This is a genomic window from Streptomyces sp. NPDC006624 (genome assembly GCF_040611555.1).
Lineage (GTDB): Bacteria > Actinomycetota > Actinomycetes > Streptomycetales > Streptomycetaceae > Streptomyces.
The window spans coordinates 172,027-187,909 of record NZ_JBEXOM010000001.1 but is presented as its reverse complement, the minus strand read 5'-3'; the positions used below and the strand labels follow the sequence as shown (position 1 = coordinate 187,909).

Annotated in this window: 15 protein-coding genes; 1 reads left to right on the top strand and 14 read right to left on the bottom strand. The window is 72.0% G+C overall.

Going from position 1 to position 15,883, the window contains the following annotated elements; genetic code table 11:
- Window positions 1-48: 48 nt before the first annotated feature.
- From ABZY20_RS00880 to ABZY20_RS00825, 12 genes are all read right to left on the bottom strand, one after another.
- The gene (locus ABZY20_RS00880) at window positions 49-561 is read right to left on the bottom strand and encodes a hypothetical protein (protein ID WP_356434646.1); all 513 of its coding nucleotides are present in this window, start codon (window positions 559-561) and stop codon (window positions 49-51) included.
- Window positions 534-1,811: an MlaD family protein gene (locus ABZY20_RS00875; RefSeq protein ID WP_356434643.1), complete on the bottom strand. Its 1,278-nt coding sequence runs from the start codon at window positions 1,809-1,811 to the stop codon at window positions 534-536. The genes ABZY20_RS00880 and ABZY20_RS00875 overlap by 28 nt, the downstream gene beginning before the upstream one ends.
- Window positions 1,808-3,112 carry an MCE family protein gene (locus ABZY20_RS00870; RefSeq protein WP_356434640.1) on the bottom strand — a complete coding sequence of 435 codons (1,305 nt, stop codon included), beginning with the start codon at window positions 3,110-3,112 and terminating at the stop codon, window positions 1,808-1,810. Before ABZY20_RS00870 ends, ABZY20_RS00875 begins: the two co-directional genes overlap by 4 nt.
- Window positions 3,109-4,233 carry an MCE family protein gene (locus ABZY20_RS00865; protein ID WP_356434637.1) on the bottom strand — a complete coding sequence of 375 codons (1,125 nt, stop codon included), beginning with the start codon at window positions 4,231-4,233 and terminating at the stop codon, window positions 3,109-3,111. The genes ABZY20_RS00870 and ABZY20_RS00865 overlap by 4 nt, the downstream gene beginning before the upstream one ends.
- Window positions 4,230-5,216 (bottom strand): MCE family protein, encoded by a 987-nt coding sequence (locus ABZY20_RS00860; protein WP_356435985.1) that lies wholly within the window; start codon window positions 5,214-5,216, stop codon window positions 4,230-4,232. The genes ABZY20_RS00865 and ABZY20_RS00860 overlap by 4 nt, the downstream gene beginning before the upstream one ends.
- Window positions 5,217-5,392: 176 nt before the next feature.
- Window positions 5,393-6,430, bottom strand: a complete 1,038-nt coding sequence (locus ABZY20_RS00855; RefSeq protein WP_356434635.1) for an MlaD family protein — start codon at window positions 6,428-6,430, stop codon at window positions 5,393-5,395.
- Window positions 6,427-7,668, bottom strand: a complete 1,242-nt coding sequence (locus tag ABZY20_RS00850) for an MCE family protein (protein ID WP_356434632.1) — start codon at window positions 7,666-7,668, stop codon at window positions 6,427-6,429. The genes ABZY20_RS00855 and ABZY20_RS00850 overlap by 4 nt, the downstream gene beginning before the upstream one ends.
- Before the next feature lie 8 nt (window positions 7,669-7,676).
- Window positions 7,677-8,492 carry an ABC transporter permease gene (locus ABZY20_RS00845; RefSeq protein ID WP_356434631.1) on the bottom strand — a complete coding sequence of 272 codons (816 nt, stop codon included), beginning with the start codon at window positions 8,490-8,492 and terminating at the stop codon, window positions 7,677-7,679.
- A gap of 3 nt (window positions 8,493-8,495) precedes the next feature.
- On the bottom strand, window positions 8,496-9,266 hold the full coding sequence (locus ABZY20_RS00840) for an ABC transporter permease (protein WP_193506237.1): 771 nt from the start codon (window positions 9,264-9,266) through the stop codon (window positions 8,496-8,498).
- On the bottom strand, window positions 9,263-10,195 hold the full coding sequence (locus ABZY20_RS00835; RefSeq protein WP_356434627.1) for an ABC transporter ATP-binding protein: 933 nt from the start codon (window positions 10,193-10,195) through the stop codon (window positions 9,263-9,265). The genes ABZY20_RS00840 and ABZY20_RS00835 overlap by 4 nt, the downstream gene beginning before the upstream one ends.
- A gap of 481 nt (window positions 10,196-10,676) precedes the next feature.
- The gene (locus ABZY20_RS00830; RefSeq protein ID WP_356434624.1) at window positions 10,677-11,816 is read right to left on the bottom strand and encodes a sigma-70 family RNA polymerase sigma factor; all 1,140 of its coding nucleotides are present in this window, start codon (window positions 11,814-11,816) and stop codon (window positions 10,677-10,679) included.
- Window positions 11,817-11,870: 54 nt separating this feature from the next.
- Window positions 11,871-12,962: a lytic murein transglycosylase gene (locus ABZY20_RS00825; protein ID WP_356434621.1), complete on the bottom strand. Its 1,092-nt coding sequence runs from the start codon at window positions 12,960-12,962 to the stop codon at window positions 11,871-11,873.
- A 254-nt stretch (window positions 12,963-13,216) separates the two neighbouring features.
- Here ABZY20_RS00825 and ABZY20_RS00820 point away from each other — a divergent pair, with 254 nt between their 5' ends.
- Entirely contained in the window at window positions 13,217-14,089 is an 873-nt protein-coding gene (locus ABZY20_RS00820; protein ID WP_356435982.1) for a DUF2182 domain-containing protein, read from the top strand.
- Window positions 14,090-14,094: 5 nt separating this feature from the next.
- Here ABZY20_RS00820 and ABZY20_RS00815 read toward each other — a convergent pair whose 3' ends face one another.
- A complete protein-coding gene (locus ABZY20_RS00815) occupies window positions 14,095-14,751 on the bottom strand; it encodes a DUF1326 domain-containing protein (protein WP_356434618.1) in 657 nt (218 codons plus the stop codon).
- Between the two features lie 246 nt (window positions 14,752-14,997).
- Entirely contained in the window at window positions 14,998-15,633 is a 636-nt protein-coding gene (locus ABZY20_RS00810) for a hypothetical protein (RefSeq protein WP_356434615.1), read from the bottom strand.
- Between the last annotated feature and the right edge of the window lie 250 nt (window positions 15,634-15,883).

Sequence of the window (15,883 nt, the reverse complement as noted above, 5' to 3'; positions counted from 1 at the left end):
CTCCTCGTACTCCTCGTCGGTGCTTGCCGGTCGGCGGATCAGCCTGGGTCAGCCGACGAACTCGACGTCGGACGTGAGCCAGCGGCCGTCCCGGTGCACGAGGTCGAGCTGGAGCCGGTACGTGCGTGGCTCGCCCTCGGGCGCGGCGGTGTTGGTCACCTTGCTGTCGGCGACCACCAGCACGCGGGCCGAGTCCTCGTCGGAGCGGACGATGCCCGCCTCCAGGACCTGGCCCTGCGACACGGACTTGTTCTGGGCCACCAGCTTCGTCAGCTGGTCCGTCTGCGCGCTGAACTGCTTCTTGAACTCGCCGGTCGCGCCCGCCAGTACGTTCGCGCTGTCGCGGTCGTAGTGCCGGTAGTCGAGGGAGGTGAAGTTCAGTGCCGACTGGCGGGCGGCGGCCAGGATGCCCTGGCGTCGCTGGTCGGTCTCGCGCTGTTCGTACAGGGCGAGGGCCATCCACAGGGCCAGCGCCGTGGTGACGACGGTCGCCGCGACGAGTCCCGCCGTCATCACCGAGGGGCGCACCGGCCTCATGCCACGGGGCCAACGAGCAGCCATTGCCACGACTCCTTTCCGAACACGGCCTGCTGGCCGCCCGTCGAGCCGATCTCGACGGTCTTTCCGTCCGGGCCGGTGGTGGTGCCGGTCTCCGGGTCGTACGGGGTGACGTGCGTCGCCTGGTTCGCGCCGCCGTCGGTGGTCGAGGCGCCCGGGGCGTTCTGCGCGCCCCGTACCGACGACTGGCTGCCGCGCGGGAGCGTGCAGCGGGCGCCGGTGTTGGCCTCGCGTGTGCGGGTGTCCGCGGGGTCGCGGCGTGCCGTGCCGTACCCCTGGGTGCAGGCCGGCGGGTCGTCGGCGTTCAGGACCAGGCCGAAGTGGGTGGTGCCGTCGCCCGGGACGACCGTGTAGCTGCCCGCGACCATCAGCGGGAAGGTGACCAGGGCCTGCTCGACGCCGGGCAGACGGGCCAGCGTGACCTGGCCGCCGCTGATCAGGTTGGCCAGCAGGACCGACAGCTGCGGCCCGGCCGACTTCAGCAGCGAGTTCAGCTCCTGCGCCGCCGGCCTGGCGTTGCCGATCAGCTTGCGCAGGTCCCCGTCGCTGGCCTTCAACTGCGCCGAGAGCGCCGCCAGATCACGCGCGAACGACTTGATCGACGAGCCCTGGTCGGCCTGCGTCTTCAGGACCGTGCGTGAGTCCTCGATGAGGGCGATCGTCTCCGGCAGCGCCTCGGACGCCGACTCGGTCAGGGTGTTGCCCGAGTCCACCAGGCGGCTCAGGTGCGGGCCGGTGCCGGCGAAGGCCTTGCCCAGCTCGTCGACCGTGACCCGCAGGTCGTCCTTGCCGACGGAGTTCACCAGGCGGTCGAGGCTGAGGACCATGTCCGTGGTCGGCAGGGGCACCCGTGTGCTCGCGCGCGGGATCGTGCTGCCGTCGAGCAGGTACGGGCCGCGGGAGGTGCGGGGCTGGAGGTCGACGTACTGCTCGCCCACCGCCGAACGGTTCGCCACCACCGCCAGCGTGTCCGCCGGGATGCGCGGTGCCCCGTCGTCGATGTCGAGCGTGACCGAGACGCCGTCCGGGCCGGTCAGGCGCAGTGCGCCGACCTTGCCCACCGGCACCCCGCGATAGGTGACCTCGGCGCCGGGGAAGACGCCCCCGGAGTCCGCGAAGTCGGCCCGCACGGTGTAGCCGCGGTCCAGGACCTCGTCCACCAGGCCCGTGTACTCGGCGCCGACGTACGACACGCCCACGGCGGTGAGGGCGGCGAAGGCGGCCAGTTGCGCCTTGACCGTACGGGTGATCACGGCTGGACCCCCTTCAGCAGCAGCTCCGCGAGTGCGAGGTTGATTCCCCGGGGCCATCCGCCCGCGGTGCGGTGGTGGCCGGAGCCGTGGCGCGCGGTGCAGACCGGCGGGCACAGCGGGTCGTCGCCGCCCGAGGGGGGCGACGGGCGCGACGGCAGGCCCGGGCCGCTCGGCAGCGCGGTGGGCGTCGGCACGTCCGGGAGATCCGGTGCGTCCGGGAGATCCGGTACGTCCGGCAGGTCCGGGGCCTCGGGAAGCTCCGGTACCTGGGTGTCCCCGCCCTTCCCGCCGTCCGGTTCGTCCGTCAGGTTGCCGTAGATCCCGGGCAGGTCGAGGTCCGCCGTGATGTGCAGGTTGACGTAGTCGCCCTTGATGGCGTCCACCACGTTGCGCGGGAACGGGTACGTCGTCAGCAGTTCCAGGGAGTTGGGCAGGTCGCTGCCCGCCTTGTCGAGCTGTCGCAGGATCGGCCGCAGCCTCTTGAGGTTGGCGACCGTGTCGTCGTGCGAGGCGTTGACCACCTTGGTGCCGGTCCTGCCCAGCTCGGACAGGGCGGTGAGCATCTTCGTCAGGTCGCGGCGCTGGTCGGCCAGGACCTTCAGTGCGGGCGGCATGGTGTCGACGGCCTCGGCGATCGTCGTCTTCTCCTTGCCCAGCCGCTTGGCCAGCCGGTCCACGGCCTTCAGCGCGCGGACGATGTCGCGGCGCTGGTCGTCGAGGCCGCCGATGAAGGTGTCGAGCTCCTTGAGGAGGGACTTGACCCGGTTCTCCCGGCCTTCCAGGGCCTTGTTCAGTTCCGTGGTGATCGTCTTGAGCTGGGCCACGCCGCCGCCGTTGAGCAGGGCGGACAGCGCGGACAGCACCTCCTCGACCTCCGGGTTGCGGCCGCTGCGGGACAGAGGGATCACGTCCCCGTCGCGGAGCCGGCCGACGGGCGTGCCTTCCGGCGGCCCGGACAGCGCCACGTACTTCTCGCCGAGCATGCTGGTCTGCCGCAGCCCGGCGACGGCGTTGGCGGGCAGCTTCACCGAGTCGGCGACCCGCAGGCGGACCCTCGCGTGCCAGCCGTCCAGCTCCACCTTCTCCACCGCGCCCACGGTGACGTTGCCGACCTTGACCGCCGACTGCGGGACCAGGTCGAGGACGTCGCGGAACTCGACGGTGACGTGGTAGGCGCGGCCGTCGTCCGCGGCTCCGCCGGGGAGCGGGACGTCGTACCAGCCGTTGAACTCGCAGCCGGACAGCAGCAGTGTCCCGACGGCCGCCCACGCGACGGCACCGCCCTTGCGCCGTGGTCTCATGCGCGTGCCCCCAGGATTCCGCCGAGGGTGCGGTCGACCGTGCCGGTGGCCGCGGCGCCCTCGGGCACTTCGGGCACTTCGGGCAGGGAGTCGAAGAGGTCCCTCAGGTCCTTGCAGTCGGCCTTCTCCCCGGTCGTCTTCAGGATCGAGCACAGCAGGGAGGCGGGATCCTGCGGGTGGTCGGGGTTGTTGCGGGTGTCGAGGGTGCCGGCGGAGGGGTTGTAGGCGTTGTTCAGGTTCGACATGCCCGTCGGCGCGACCTCCAGCAGCTCCTCCAGCGCCGCCCGTTGGGTGACAAGCACCTTGGTCACCTTGCTCAGGCCCTCCACGTTCGACGTCAGGGACTTCTTGTTCTTCTTCACGAAGGCGGACACGTCGCCGAGGGCCGTGCCGAGGTGTTTCAGCGCGGCCGCCAGGTCCTTGCGCTCGCCCGCGAGTTGCTCGGCGACCTTGGCGAGGCTGGTGTTGAACGACCGCACGCTCTTGTCGTCGGCCGCCAGCGCCGCCGTGAACACCTGGAGGTTGCGGACCGTGCCGAACAGGTCCGTGCGGCCGTCGGAGAGGGTCGTGACCGCCTCCGAGAGGTCCCCGACCATCCGGTGGATGTTCTCGCCCTGGCCGTCGAGGTTGTCGGCGCTGACGCCGAGCAGCCGTGCCAGGGAGCCGTCCTTGCCGGCGCCGTCGGGGCCGAGGGCCTCGGCCGTGGTGTGCAGGCTGTCGAACACGCGGTCCAGTTCGACCGGTACGGCCGTGCGCGACTCGGGGATCTCGTCCCCGTCCCGCAGCACGGGACCGCTCCGGTACACCGGCAGCAGCTGCACGTAACGGTCGCTGACCACCGAGGAGTTGATGATGGCGGCCTGGGCGTCCGCCGGGATCTTGCGGTTCCCGTCGTACTCCATTTCCACCCGCACCCGGCCGCCCTCCGGCGTGATCTTCTTGACCTCGCCGATCCGCACGCCCAGCACGCGCACGTCCGAGCCGGGGTAGATGCCGACGGTGCGGGGGAAGTACGCCGTGACGCGGGCGGGCTCGGTCCGCGGCCACAGGACGTAGGTGAGCGCGGCGACCAGGGCCAAGGCGGTCAGCAGGGCCGCGCGCTTCCTCCAGCGACTGCTCACCGCGCGCCTCCCTTCCGCGTCCGCGGCACGACCGGGGCGGCGACCAGGTTCTGGACGTAGGAGTCGAACCAGCGGCCGTTGCCGAGGGTGTTGGTGAAGACCCGTACGTAGGGGGCCAGGAGCTTGATGCTCCGCTCCAGGCCGGCTTGGTTGCGTTCGAGCATCTTGACCACGGTGTTGAGGCCCTTGAGCGCGGGCCCGATCTCCTTCTCGTTGTCCTGGACCAGGCCGGAGAGCTGGATGCCGAGCGCGGCGGAGGTCTTCAGCAGCTTGTGGATCGCCGCCCGCCGCTTGCTGATCTCCTTGAACAGCTTGTCGCCGTCCTCGGCCAGGGCGGTGAAGTCGTCCGACCGGTCGGCGAGTACGCCCGTGACGCCGTTCGCGTGGTCGAGGAGCTCCTTGAGGGCCTTGTCGCGCGAGGCCACCGTCCGGGAGATCTTCGACAGGCCCTTGATGGACTGCCGTACTTCGGGGGGCGAGTCCTCGAAGGTCGTGGAGATGGTGTCCAGGGCCTTCGCCACGCGGTCGGTGTCGACCTGCTCCGTCGTGGTGGTGAGATCGCTGAACGCCTGCACGACGTCGTAGGCGGGGACGGTGCGCTTGAGCGGGATCTCGCTGCCGGGCCGGAGCCGGCCGCGTCCCTCGGGGTGCAGGGCGAGGTACTTCGCGCCGAGGATCGTCTTGACCCGGATCGACGCGCCGGTCGAGGTGCCGAGTTCCGGCTCGCCCTTGATCTTGAAGGTGACCTTGACGTGGTCGCCGTCCAGGCCGACCTCCTCCACCTTGCCGACCTTGACCCCGGCGATCCGCACCTCGTCCCCCGGCTTGAGACCGCCCGCCTCCGCGAAGGCGGCGCTGTACGTCTCGCCGTCGCCGATCACGGGCAGGCTGTCGGCGTTGAACGCGGCCGCGGTCAGCAGCGCGAGGACGGTGAGTCCGGCAGCACCGATGACGATGGGGTTCCGCTCGCGGAAGGGCCCCAGACGCGGGCGGCGCAGCCGTATCCTCGGCAGCTTCGGCGGGTCGACACGGACCTTGACCAGCGGCTGCGGACGCGGCGTGCGGCGCGGCAGCAGCCGTACCTTCGGCAGTCGCACGCGAGGCAGCTTCGGCGGTTCCACCCGCACCCTGACCAGCGGCTCCGGGCGGCGCTTGCGGCTCATGCCCCACACCTCGCCCTCGCCACGTGCATCTCGGGCGTGAGCACCTGCTTGGTCTTCGGCAGCACGATCCGGCCGTCGAAGTCGCACAGGTAGAAGTTGAACCACGAGCCGTAGGACGCCGTGCCCGTCAGCTCGTTGAGCTTGTTCGGCAGCCTCTTCAGCACGCCCTCCACGGTCTTCTCGTTGTCGTTCAGCGTCCCGGTGAGGTCGGTCAGCTCCGCGATGTCGTCCTTCAGCGGCGGGCGCGCGTCCTTCAGCAGGCCGGAGGTGGCCTCCGTCAGATCGCCGATGTTCACCAGTGACTCCCCGATCGGCTTGCGGTCGGCGGACAGGCCCGAGATGACCCGGCGCAGCTGCTTGAGCAGTCCGGAGAAGCGGGCGCCGCGCTTGTCGAGGGTCTTCAGCACGGTGTTGAGGTTGTCGATCACCGAGCCGATCAGCTTGTCGCGGCCGGCCAGCGTCGTGGTGAGCGACGCCGTGTGCGTCAGCAGGCTGTTGACGGTGCCGCCCTCGCCCTGGAGGGTCTTGATGATCTCGGTGGCGAGCTGGTTGACGTCCTTCGGGCTGAGCGCGGCGAACAGCGGCTTGAAGCCGTTGAGCAGCGCGTTCAGGTCGAGGGCTGGCTGGGTGCGGGCGAGCGGGATCGTGCCGCCGGGGCGCAGCCGGGTGCCGTCGCCGGCGCCCTCGGTGAGCGCGACGTAGCGCTGCCCGACCAGGTTGCGGTAGCGGATGACGGCGCCCGTGCTGGTGAGCAGCGGCCGGTCGCGGCTGACCGTGAAGGTGACCTCGGCGAGCGTCCGGTCCTTGATGCGGATGTCCGCGACCTCGCCGACCCGCACACCGGCGACCCGGATGTCGTCGCCCTCCTCCAGGCCGGTGACGTCGCTGAAGACCGCGCGGTACTCGTGCTCGGGGGTGAAGGAGATGTTCACGATGGTGGCGGCGAGCAGGGCCGTCGCCACCACCGTCACCAGCGCGAAGAGACCGAACTTGATCAGGGGGGCGGCGGTCTGCCGGGCTCCTGCGGTGCTCATGCGACGCTCACCGCCGTCCCGCGCGCCATCGGCCCGAACAGCAGCGTCGCGACCGGCGGCACCTCGTCCGCGGGCACCCCCAGCACCGGCGCCACGAGCGAGCCGACGGCCCGCTGCTCGGCCCGGGTGGCGGAGGCCCCGGGCGGACCGCCCGGGGACGGACCCACCTTCCTGGAGCCGTCGTCGAGGTGGGCGCCGGGCGCCGGCACCGGAGGATGCGGCAGGCCGCGGCAGTTGGGGCCGGACCGCTCGCCGTAGCGCGGTTCCTCACCCGGTTCGTACGCTCCCTGGGGCCGTACGACCTCCAGCGTGATGTGCATCTTCCCGCCCCGGAACGCCTCCTCGGACGCCTTCTCCTGCCGGACCAGGCCGGCCAGCAGACAGGGGTATTGAGGCGAGTAGCGGGCGAACAGCTCGAGCGTGGGGCGGGAGACCCGGCCGAGGGTGATCAGCCGGTCGCCGTTGGCGTCGAGGAAGTCGTCGGCGGTGCCCGCGACGGTCGCCGTGGTCGCGAGCGCCGCAGCCAGCCGGTCCTTCTCCTCGACGAGCGTGCGGCTGGTGGTGACGGTGTTGCGCAGGATCTCCATCAGGTCGGGCGCCGCGTCGCCGTAGACCTCGGCGACGTCGGCGAAGCGGGCGATGTCCTCCTGCAGGGACGGCAGGTGCGGATTGAGGCGGCGCAGGTAGGCCTCCGCTCGCGTGAGGTTGTCGCCGATCCGGTCGCCGCGTCCCTCCAGGGCGGTGGCGAACGCGGAGAGCGTGGCGTTGAGCTTGCCGGGCTGCACGGCCCGCAGCAGGGGCAGCAGGTCGTTCATCAGCTGCTGGATCTCGATGCCGACGCGGGTGCGGTCCTGGGTGATGACGTCACCGGCGCGGATGGGTCGGCCGGACGAGCCGGCGGGCGGGACCAGGTCGACGTACTTCTCGCCGAACAGCGTCTTGGGCAGCAGGCGCGCGTGCACGTCGGACGGGATGTGGGCGACGTGCTCGGGCTTCAGCGCGATGCCGAGCGTCGCCTTCGTCCCGTCGGCCCGCACCTCGCGCACCTCGCCGACGAGCAGCCCGCGCAGCTTGACGTCGGCGCGCGGATCGAGCTGGTTGCCGAGGCTGTCGGCCTCCAGCGTGATCCGCACGACCGGCGTGAACACCTGCCGGTAGACGGCGACGGACAGCGACAGCAGCAACGCGAGCACGGCGAGGAACACGACGCCGTACAACCGCAGTCTCAGTACCCTCATACGACGGCTCACCCCGCTATCCGTACGGTCGTGCTGGCGCCCCAGATCGCCAGCGACAGGAAGAAGTCCAGGACGTTGATCGCCACGATCGAGGTCCGCACCGCCCGGCCCACGGCGACGCCGACGCCCGCCGGGCCGCCGCTCGCGTAGTAGCCGTAGAAGCAGTGCACCAGGATGATCAGGACGGCGAAGACGAGCACCTTCCCGAAGGACCACAGCACGTCCACGGGTGGCAGGTACTGCTGGAAGTAGTGGTCGTAGGTGCCGGTGGACTGCCCGTAGTAGCCGGTGGTGATGGTGCGGGCGGCCAGGTACGAGGAGAGCAGGCCGATCACGTACAGCGGGACGACGGCCACGAACCCGGCGATCATCCGGGTCGTCACGAGGAACGGCAGCGAGGGCACGCCCATGACCTCCAGCGCGTCGGTCTCCTCGCTGATCCGCATCGCGCCGAGCTGGGCGGTGAACCCGGCGCCGACGGTCGCCGACAGCGCGAGCCCGGCCACCAGCGGGGCGATCTCGCGGGTGTTGAAGTACGCCGAGAGGAACGCCACGAAGTTGGAGGTGCCGAGCTGGTTGAGCGCGGCGTAGCCCTGCAGGCCCACTTCGGTGCCGGTGAAGAACGACAGGAAGGCGATCACGCCGACCGTGCCGCCCACGACGGCGAGCGCGCCCCGGCCGAAGCTCACCTCGGCCAGCAGCCGCAGGATCTCCTTCTTGTAGCGGCGCAGGGTACGCCCCGTCCACGCCAGCGAGCGGCCGTAGAAGGAGAGTTGGGTGCCCAGCGCCTCCAGGGACCGCAACGGGCGGTCGACGAGTCTCATCGGCTAACCCCTCTGGGGGACGACCTGGAAGTACACCGCGGTCATCACGAAGTTGGTCACGAACAGCAACATGAAGGTGATCACCACCGACTGGTTCACCGCGTCGCCCACCCCCTTGGGTCCGCCCTTCGCGGTCAGCCCCTTGTAGGAGGCGACGATCCCGGCGATCGCGCCGAACACCAGGGCCTTCACCTCGGCCGCCCACAGGTCGGAGAGCTGGGCGAGGGTGGTGAAGGAGGCCAGGTAGGCACCCGGGGTGCCGTTCTGCAGGACGACGTTGAAGAAGTAGCCGCCCGCCACGCCGACCACCGACACCAGGCCGTTGAGCAGCACCGCCACCAGCATCGACGCCAGGACGCGGGGCACGACCAGCCGGTGGATGGGGTCGATGCCCAGCACCTGCATCGCGTCGATCTCGTCGCGGATCTTCCGCGCCCCGAGGTCGGCGCAGATCGCCGTGCCGCCGGCGCCCGCGATCAGCAGCGCGGTGACGATCGGTGAGGCCTCGCGCAGCACGGCGAGCACGGAGGCGGCCCCGGCGAAGGACTGTGCGCCCAACTGCCGGGTGAGGCTGCCGATCTGGAGCGCGATGACCGCCCCGAACGGGATGGAGACCAGGGCCGTCGGCAGGATGGTGACGCTCGCGACGAACCACGTCTGCTGGATGAACTCCCTTGCCTGGAAGGGCCGTCGGGGAATCGTCCGGACGACGTCCAGCGCCATCGCGAAGAGGCTGCCCGAGTGCCGCAGCGCTCCCACCGGTGACAGGCTCATGCGCCGGCCACCTCCTTGTGGTGGAGCCGGGCCTCGCGCCGTGCGATCTCCTGCCAGCGGGGCGGCCGGGTGATGCCCGGCCCCGGCAGCAGCCGTGGAGCCGGCGGCTCGTGACCGCCCGCGCTGTCGTCGATCTGCGCGAGCTCCTGCTCGACCTGCGCCGCGTCCTTCTCCTCCGCCATGCCGATCGGGCCCTGCATCCGGCCGTTCAGGAACTGCCGTACGACGGGCTCGTCGCTGGCCAGCAGCTCCTCGCGCGGCCCGAACATCACCAGCTCGCGGCGGAACAGCAGCCCGATGTTGTCGGGCACCTGGCGGGCCGAGGCGATGTCGTGCGTGACGATCAGGAAGGTCGCGTCGATCTGGGCGTTGAGGTCGACGATGAGCTGGTTGAGGTAGGCCACGCGGACCGGGTCGAGGCCCGAGTCGGGTTCGTCGAAGAGGATGATCTCCGGGTCCAGGACGAGGGCCCGGGCCAGCCCGGCGCGCTTGCGCATCCCGCCGGATATCTCGCCGGGCAGCTTCCCCTCCGCGCCGATCAGCCCGACCATGTCCATCTTCTCCAGCACGATGCGCCGGATGTCGCTCTCGGACTTGCGGGTGTGCTCGCGCAGCGGGAAGGCGATGTTGTCGTACAGGTTCATCGAGCCGAACAGCGCGCCGTCCTGGAACAGCACACCGAACAGCTTGCGCACCTCGTACAGGTCGCGCTCGCGGAGCCTGGTGATGTCCCGGCCCTGGATCGTGATGGAGCCGCGCTCCGGCTTGAGCAGGCCGACGAGCGTCTTGAGGAACACCGATTTGCCCGTGCCGGAGGGGCCGAGCATGACCGAGACCTCCCCGGCGGGCAGCGTCAGCGACACGTCCTGCCAGATGACCTGGTGGCCGAAGGACTTGGTCAGCCCTTCCACGCAGATCTCGACACCCATCCGGTTCCACCCTTCAGCCCGGCCCGCGGAGCAGCTCCAGCAGCTCTGACATCTGCTCTACGGGGAGGGGCGGGGGGTCCGTCGCTCGGGGGCGGATTTTTTTCGGGCGGGTTTCCGGGGCGGTGGGCAGGAGGGTTTCCGGCGGGGGCCGGGAGGGTTCCCGGCGGGTGGCCGGGGGCGTTCCGGAGGGGGCCGGGAGGGTCCCGGAGGGGGCGGGCGCGTCCCGGAGGGGGCCGGGAGGGTGGCCGGGCGCGTCCCGAAGGGGGCCGGGAGAGGGCCGGGCGGGTGGCCGGGGGCGTTCCGGAGGGGGCCGGGAGAGGGCCGGAGGGGGCCGGGAGAGGGCCGGGCGGGTGGCCGGTCGCTTCCCCGGCGGGTGGCCGCGCTCCCGGAGAAGGCCGGTCCCATCCCCGGCGGGTGGCCGGGCGCGTCCCCGGCGGGTGGCCGAGTGCCTCCCGGAGGGGGCCGGGAGGGTGGCCGGGCGCTACGCGGGTGGGCTCGGCGTGGCCGTGGGGAGCGGGGTGGACGGTGCGGCGGGAGCCTCCGGGGCTTCCGGGACCGCGGAGACCGCGGGGACCGCTGTGCCGGTCGGCACGGCGGAGGGTTCCCCCGGCAGGCCGGGGACGCCGGGCTCCGGAACGCCGGGCACCCGCGGGGCGTCCGGCACGGACACCGAGGGCAACGAGGGCAGCGGCGACACCGGAACGTCCGGGACCACTGGTACCACCGGTACCACCGATATCTCGGATACCTCCGGGATCTCCGGCAGCGACGGCACGGACAGCGGGAGGAACGATTCGCCGGCGGAGGCCCCGGCCCCTCCGCGCTCAGCCGCCGCCCCCGCCGTCGGCTCGTGCTCCGCGGGTGTACGACGCCCGCCACCGCCGTCCGGCCGCATCGACTCCGCGTCCGGCGAGGCGACCACCGGCCTGGGCACCGCACCGCCACCGTCCCCGCCGCCGTCCAGGGCGTACGGCAGCACGAACCCGGCCACCGCCAGGGACGCCGCCGTCGAGGCGACCGCCACGCCCTGGGCCCTGCCGACTCCGCGCGGCCGTCCCCACCCGATCAGGAACAGCGCGAACCCGAGGGTGGCGGCCAGCGACTGCCGCAGCGTGCGCCGGGCGCGGGCCAGCAGGGACTCGACGGTCCGGTAGCTCAGCCCCATCCGGACGGCGACCTGGCCGACGTCCAGGTCCTGCGACTTCAGCCGCAGCGCCTCGGCCTGCCGCGCGGGCAGCTCACCACTGCGCACCGCGAGCCACCTGGCCTCGGCCCGGTCGCACACGGCCTCCTCGACGGGCACCGGGCCGGGGGCGATGAGCGTCGGGCTGACACGCACCTCGGCCTCGCGGTTCACCTGGCGGTAGCGGTCGACGCACAGGCGCATCGTCACCGTCGTCAGCCAGGCCGCGAGCCGCTCCTCGTCCAGGTCGGGGCGTTCGGCGGCGCGCAGCATCGCCTCGTGCACCGCGTCCTCGGCGTCCTCCGCGCTCATCGACCTGCGTCGGGCCACCTTGAGCAGGTGCTCGCGGTGGCTCCACATGCGCCGCCACCGCTCGTCGGCCGCGGTCACCCCCGCAGGTGTCTCTGCGGGCATGTCCGCAGGCATGTCCGTCGCCATGAGAGCCCCTTCGCGCTCGCCCACCGGCCTCGTGCTGTCCGGCGGGGGGCGACATTACCGCCCAGTATCGGCGGTTGTGGAGGGGGCGGCGGGCATCGAGTCCGCGCTGTTACTGGTGAGTGTGGTGCCGCCGGGCAGCAGGTCGTCGCCGGGAAGCTCCAAGTCCGGTTCGGGGGCGGGCAGTCGTGGCTCGTCCGGCTTCCCGGGGCCGGCGGCCGGGCGGGTCCTGCTCGGGGCCGGGGAGGCGGAGGGCGCCGGACCGCGGGACGGCGGGGCACTCGGCCGGGCGGACGGCGCCGGCGAGGCCGCCTTCCGCCGCGCGGCGGACGGCGACGGCTCGGGGCGCGCGGAGGCGGACCCGGCGGAGGACCCGGCGGAGCCGTCCGGCACCACCCGGTGCCCTTCCAGGTAATACGCGTACCAGGCCCTGACGGTGCGCAGATAGGCCGCCGAGTGGTTGTAGCCGAGGATCGCGCGGTCGAGCTGGTCGGGAACGGACAGGTCCCGGCCACCGGCACACAGGTACCGTCCGGCGGCGAGGGCCGCGTCGAAGACGTTGTGCGGATCCGTACGCCCGTCGCCGTTGCCGTCCGCGCCCCAGCGTGCCCAGGTCGACGGGATGAACTGCATCGGCCCGACCGCGCGGTCGTAGGCGGTGTCCCCGTCGTGGGCGCCGCCGTCGCTGTCCCGGATCAGGGCGAAGGCCACGCCGTCCAGCCGCGGCCCGACGATCGGCGCCACCGTCGTACCGTCCGGCGTCACCCTGCCACCGCGTGCCTGCCCGGACTCCACCTGCCCGATCGCCGCCAGCAGCTGCCAGCGCAGCCGGCAGCCGGGCGCCTCGCGCGCGAGCCGCTCCTCGGCCCGCCGGTAGGCGGCGAACACGCTCGCGGGCAGCGCGCCGCCCACCTCCTCCTCCGCCGCCGCCCGGCCGCCCGCGCGCTTCCCGGCCCGCAGCGGCGGGAGCTCGGTCCGGTACGGCGCGTCACCGGACACGCTCGGTCCGTCCGCGACGGGCACCTGACCGCGCGCCGGCGCGGCCGCCCGCGCCGGGACGGCCCCCGGCGCCTGCGACGCGGTGAGCGCCGCCATCGCCACGACGGCGGCCGCCGCCCCTCTGACCCGCCTGCCCCTGACCCCTGCCACGTCCTGCTCCCCTCCCTGTGAGCTTCCTGTCGTCTGCTCTACGGGGGAGGGGGGTGGGTCCGTCGCGGCTCTGTCCGGCTTTCGGTGGTGACGGAGCAGGACCGTACGTCTGGCGCGCGGTTCGCTCGGTCCGGCAACGGCTCGGCAGATGACCTCTGACCCGGTCATCCACAGGGCACAGCGGTGGTCGGACCGTGCTCGCTCGGCCGGTGTGCTCGGTCAGGGACATGTGAGGTCGCACTACCCCGGGAATGGTGCTGTCCTGGAACCAGCCGCAGGAGTACATGCCGATGCGCCACAGCCGGACTTCCGCGTTCGTATCCGCCCGGTCCCCCGCGCCGACCGGAGCGGGCGGCGGCCTGCTGCCGAAGCGGGACCTCGCGGCCGCCTGGTTCCTGGTCGTCCTGATCGCGGCGCCCGCCTGGGTGCTCACCGTCGGGCAGGCCCGGGAGATGGGGATCGAGCCCGGCACGATGGGGATGGCGTTGCCGCTGTTCCTGCTGCTGTGGGTGACGATGATGGCGGCGATGATGCTGCCGTCCATGGCGCCGGTGGCCATCACCTGGGTGCGCGGGATCGGCCGGCAGTCCTCCGGCTGGACGCGGACCGTGCGTACGGTCGAGTTCGTGGGCGGGTACCTGCTGGTGTGGACCGCGTTCGGGGTGCTCGCCTACGCGGCCCTGGCCCTCACCGGCGACCTGGTCGAGGACCATCCGACCGCCGGACGCTGGATCGGCGCTGCGGCCTTCCTGCTGGCCGGCCTCCATCAGCTCGGCCCTCTCAAGCACGTCTGCCTACGGCACTGTCGCGACCCCATGAGCCACCTGGTGCGCTACACCGGGTTCCGGCAGCCGGTCCGCGACCTGCGCGTGGGCGTCCACCACGGCGCCTACTGTGTCGGCTGCTGCGCGGGACTGATGGTGGTCCTCGTTCCGCTCGGTGTGATGAACGTGGCGGCCATGGCCGGACTGGCCGTGGTGATCTTCGTCGAGAAGCTGTGGTCCCGTGGCCCGCTGCTCGCCCGGGTGGTGGGTGTGGCGTTTCTCGTGCTGGCCGCGCTCGCGCCGTTCCAGGACCGGCTGCTGCCCGGACTTCAGGGGTCGATGCCGACAATGGGCGGCATGTGACGTGTCTAGTCGGGACCGCTCCAGTCGAACGGGAAGTGCTTGCTCGACTTCCCCGTGCGTTCCCAGGAGAAGCCGAATGCGTCGGCGCGGTCGGTTGTGGCCCGTCCCCAGGTGGCGACCTGGCCGGGCCCGACCTCGGCGCCCGGGGCGTTGTGGACCTGGACGCGTGCGCCATCCGGCGTCGTCGGCCCGGTGAGCGCCTCGGCGGTGGCCGTGACCTTGCCGGGAACCTCGGCCCGCCAGGTGGCGAGATCCTCGTCGATCTCGACGTGGACGGGGGCGAAGTCCATGCCGCGCATCTCGGGGTGGAACATCGCCCCGAACTGCGCGGGCCATCCACCCGCCTCACCGCCGAAGATGGCCCCGAGTGCCGCGCGCTGCCGCTCGTCGGCCCGTTCGTCCAGGAAGACCGCGGCGTACGGGTCGGTGTGGGTGCCGGCCCACGGGTTGCCGGTGAAGGATCCGAGCATCAGGACGTTGAGATCGTCGAGCCGCACGTCGCCGAAGCTGCCTTCCCGGATGTGCCAGACCAGCACGCCTTCGCAGTCACCGTAGGTCGGGGGCTGTGCAAACGTGCAGGGGCACGGTATGGCGCACTTGCACACGTCGAACCAGTCACCGGCCAGGCGCCAACGCGTACCGGTGCTGACTTGCGCTGTCATCTCGCTTCCCTCCTGCCGGGCCTGAGAGAGCCCACTCGGAGTGGCGAGCCGCGGTGCCGAGCCTGCTCCCAGGACGGCCGGGCGGTCTCCCTTCCAGCTTGCACCTCACTACCCCGGCAGGGGAACCCGCGGGCCGGCTGTCCGAACCCGCCCGCCGCCCTCACCGACCTCGACCTCGACCTCGACGGCGACGGCGACGGCGACGTGATCTTGCTCGCTGGTACCAACTGCCTCCAGGAGCTCCTGTCAGTACCAAAGAGTGAGCCCGACTGCGCCCACTCCTGTGCGCGCCGCGTAACGCAGCACCCGAAGCGGGCCGTCGATCAGCTCGTCGATGCCGCAGTTCGGGTCGTCCGCCATCTCGTCCAGCCACTGCCGGATCCGAATGGCCGCCTCGGCCCGACGCGGAGGGTGAAGGGCGAGTGCCTGCTCGGCCGCGGGGAGCGCGACCCGTACCTGGGCGGCATCGAACAGGAACTGCCCGCAGCAGCCCGGGAATCGGAGTGTCGTGTCGCGGCCGAGCCCCCACATGAGCGCCGCCGCGCCGTCACCCCTGGGTACGGCGGCACAGAACATGCCTTCGCCCTCCTGCTGCGGGACCGCTTGGAGCAGGTAGTCCTGGAACTCGTCCACCTCGGTCTCGTCGTTCCGGACTCTGTGGACCGCGTCGGCGAAGCGCACGATCTCGTCGATGCGCGACGGCCGCTCGGGTGTCCCGTCGAGCAGTTCCGCGGGCTCGAGAGGCTCGCACCACTGGATCATGTCGGCGGACGACGCCGGCCACGTGCCGTGGGCGCCTGCCGCGTCGGGGAATAGTCGACGCGCTTTCTCAATGGGATGGTCCGCCGCTACGCCGACCACCCAGACCCCCATCACGCCCATCCGCGCTCCTTCACATCCACGTCGCTCAAGATCGGCGATGGGGAAAGCCGGCGCCGTGACCGGGTAGGTCGGTCGCGGCGATCCGTTCGATCGCGGCCGCGACCACGAGGAAGGCGTGCGCGAGCATGGCCGGCGTGGTCCGGCGATGCCCTACGGCACCCCTTTCCAGAACGGACACGCCGCATCCGCTGCCCGATGCTCCACGTCGATCCCAAGCTGCTCGCCCGGCTCTCCGAGCTCGAAGCCGACC

Bases quoted from the DNA above. Each gene is read 5' to 3' on its own strand.
- ABZY20_RS00830 (WP_356434624.1), bottom strand. From the start codon at position 11,816: ATGGCGACGGACATGCCTGCGGACATGCCCGCAGAGACACCTGCGGGG.
- ABZY20_RS00880 (WP_356434646.1), bottom strand. From the start codon at position 561: ATGGCTGCTCGTTGGCCCCGTGGCATGAGGCCGGTGCGCCCCTCGGTG.
- ABZY20_RS00810 (WP_356434615.1), bottom strand. From the start codon at position 15,633: ATGGGCGTGATGGGGGTCTGGGTGGTCGGCGTAGCGGCGGACCATCCC.
- ABZY20_RS00815 (WP_356434618.1), bottom strand. From the start codon at position 14,751: ATGACAGCGCAAGTCAGCACCGGTACGCGTTGGCGCCTGGCCGGTGAC.
- ABZY20_RS00855 (WP_356434635.1), bottom strand. From the start codon at position 6,430: ATGAGCACCGCAGGAGCCCGGCAGACCGCCGCCCCCCTGATCAAGTTC.
- ABZY20_RS00835 (WP_356434627.1), bottom strand. From the start codon at position 10,195: ATGGGTGTCGAGATCTGCGTGGAAGGGCTGACCAAGTCCTTCGGCCAC.
- ABZY20_RS00850 (WP_356434632.1), bottom strand. From the start codon at position 7,668: ATGAGGGTACTGAGACTGCGGTTGTACGGCGTCGTGTTCCTCGCCGTG.
- ABZY20_RS00845 (WP_356434631.1), bottom strand. From the start codon at position 8,492: ATGAGACTCGTCGACCGCCCGTTGCGGTCCCTGGAGGCGCTGGGCACC.
- ABZY20_RS00840 (WP_193506237.1), bottom strand. From the start codon at position 9,266: ATGAGCCTGTCACCGGTGGGAGCGCTGCGGCACTCGGGCAGCCTCTTC.
- ABZY20_RS00870 (WP_356434640.1), bottom strand. From the start codon at position 3,112: ATGAGACCACGGCGCAAGGGCGGTGCCGTCGCGTGGGCGGCCGTCGGG.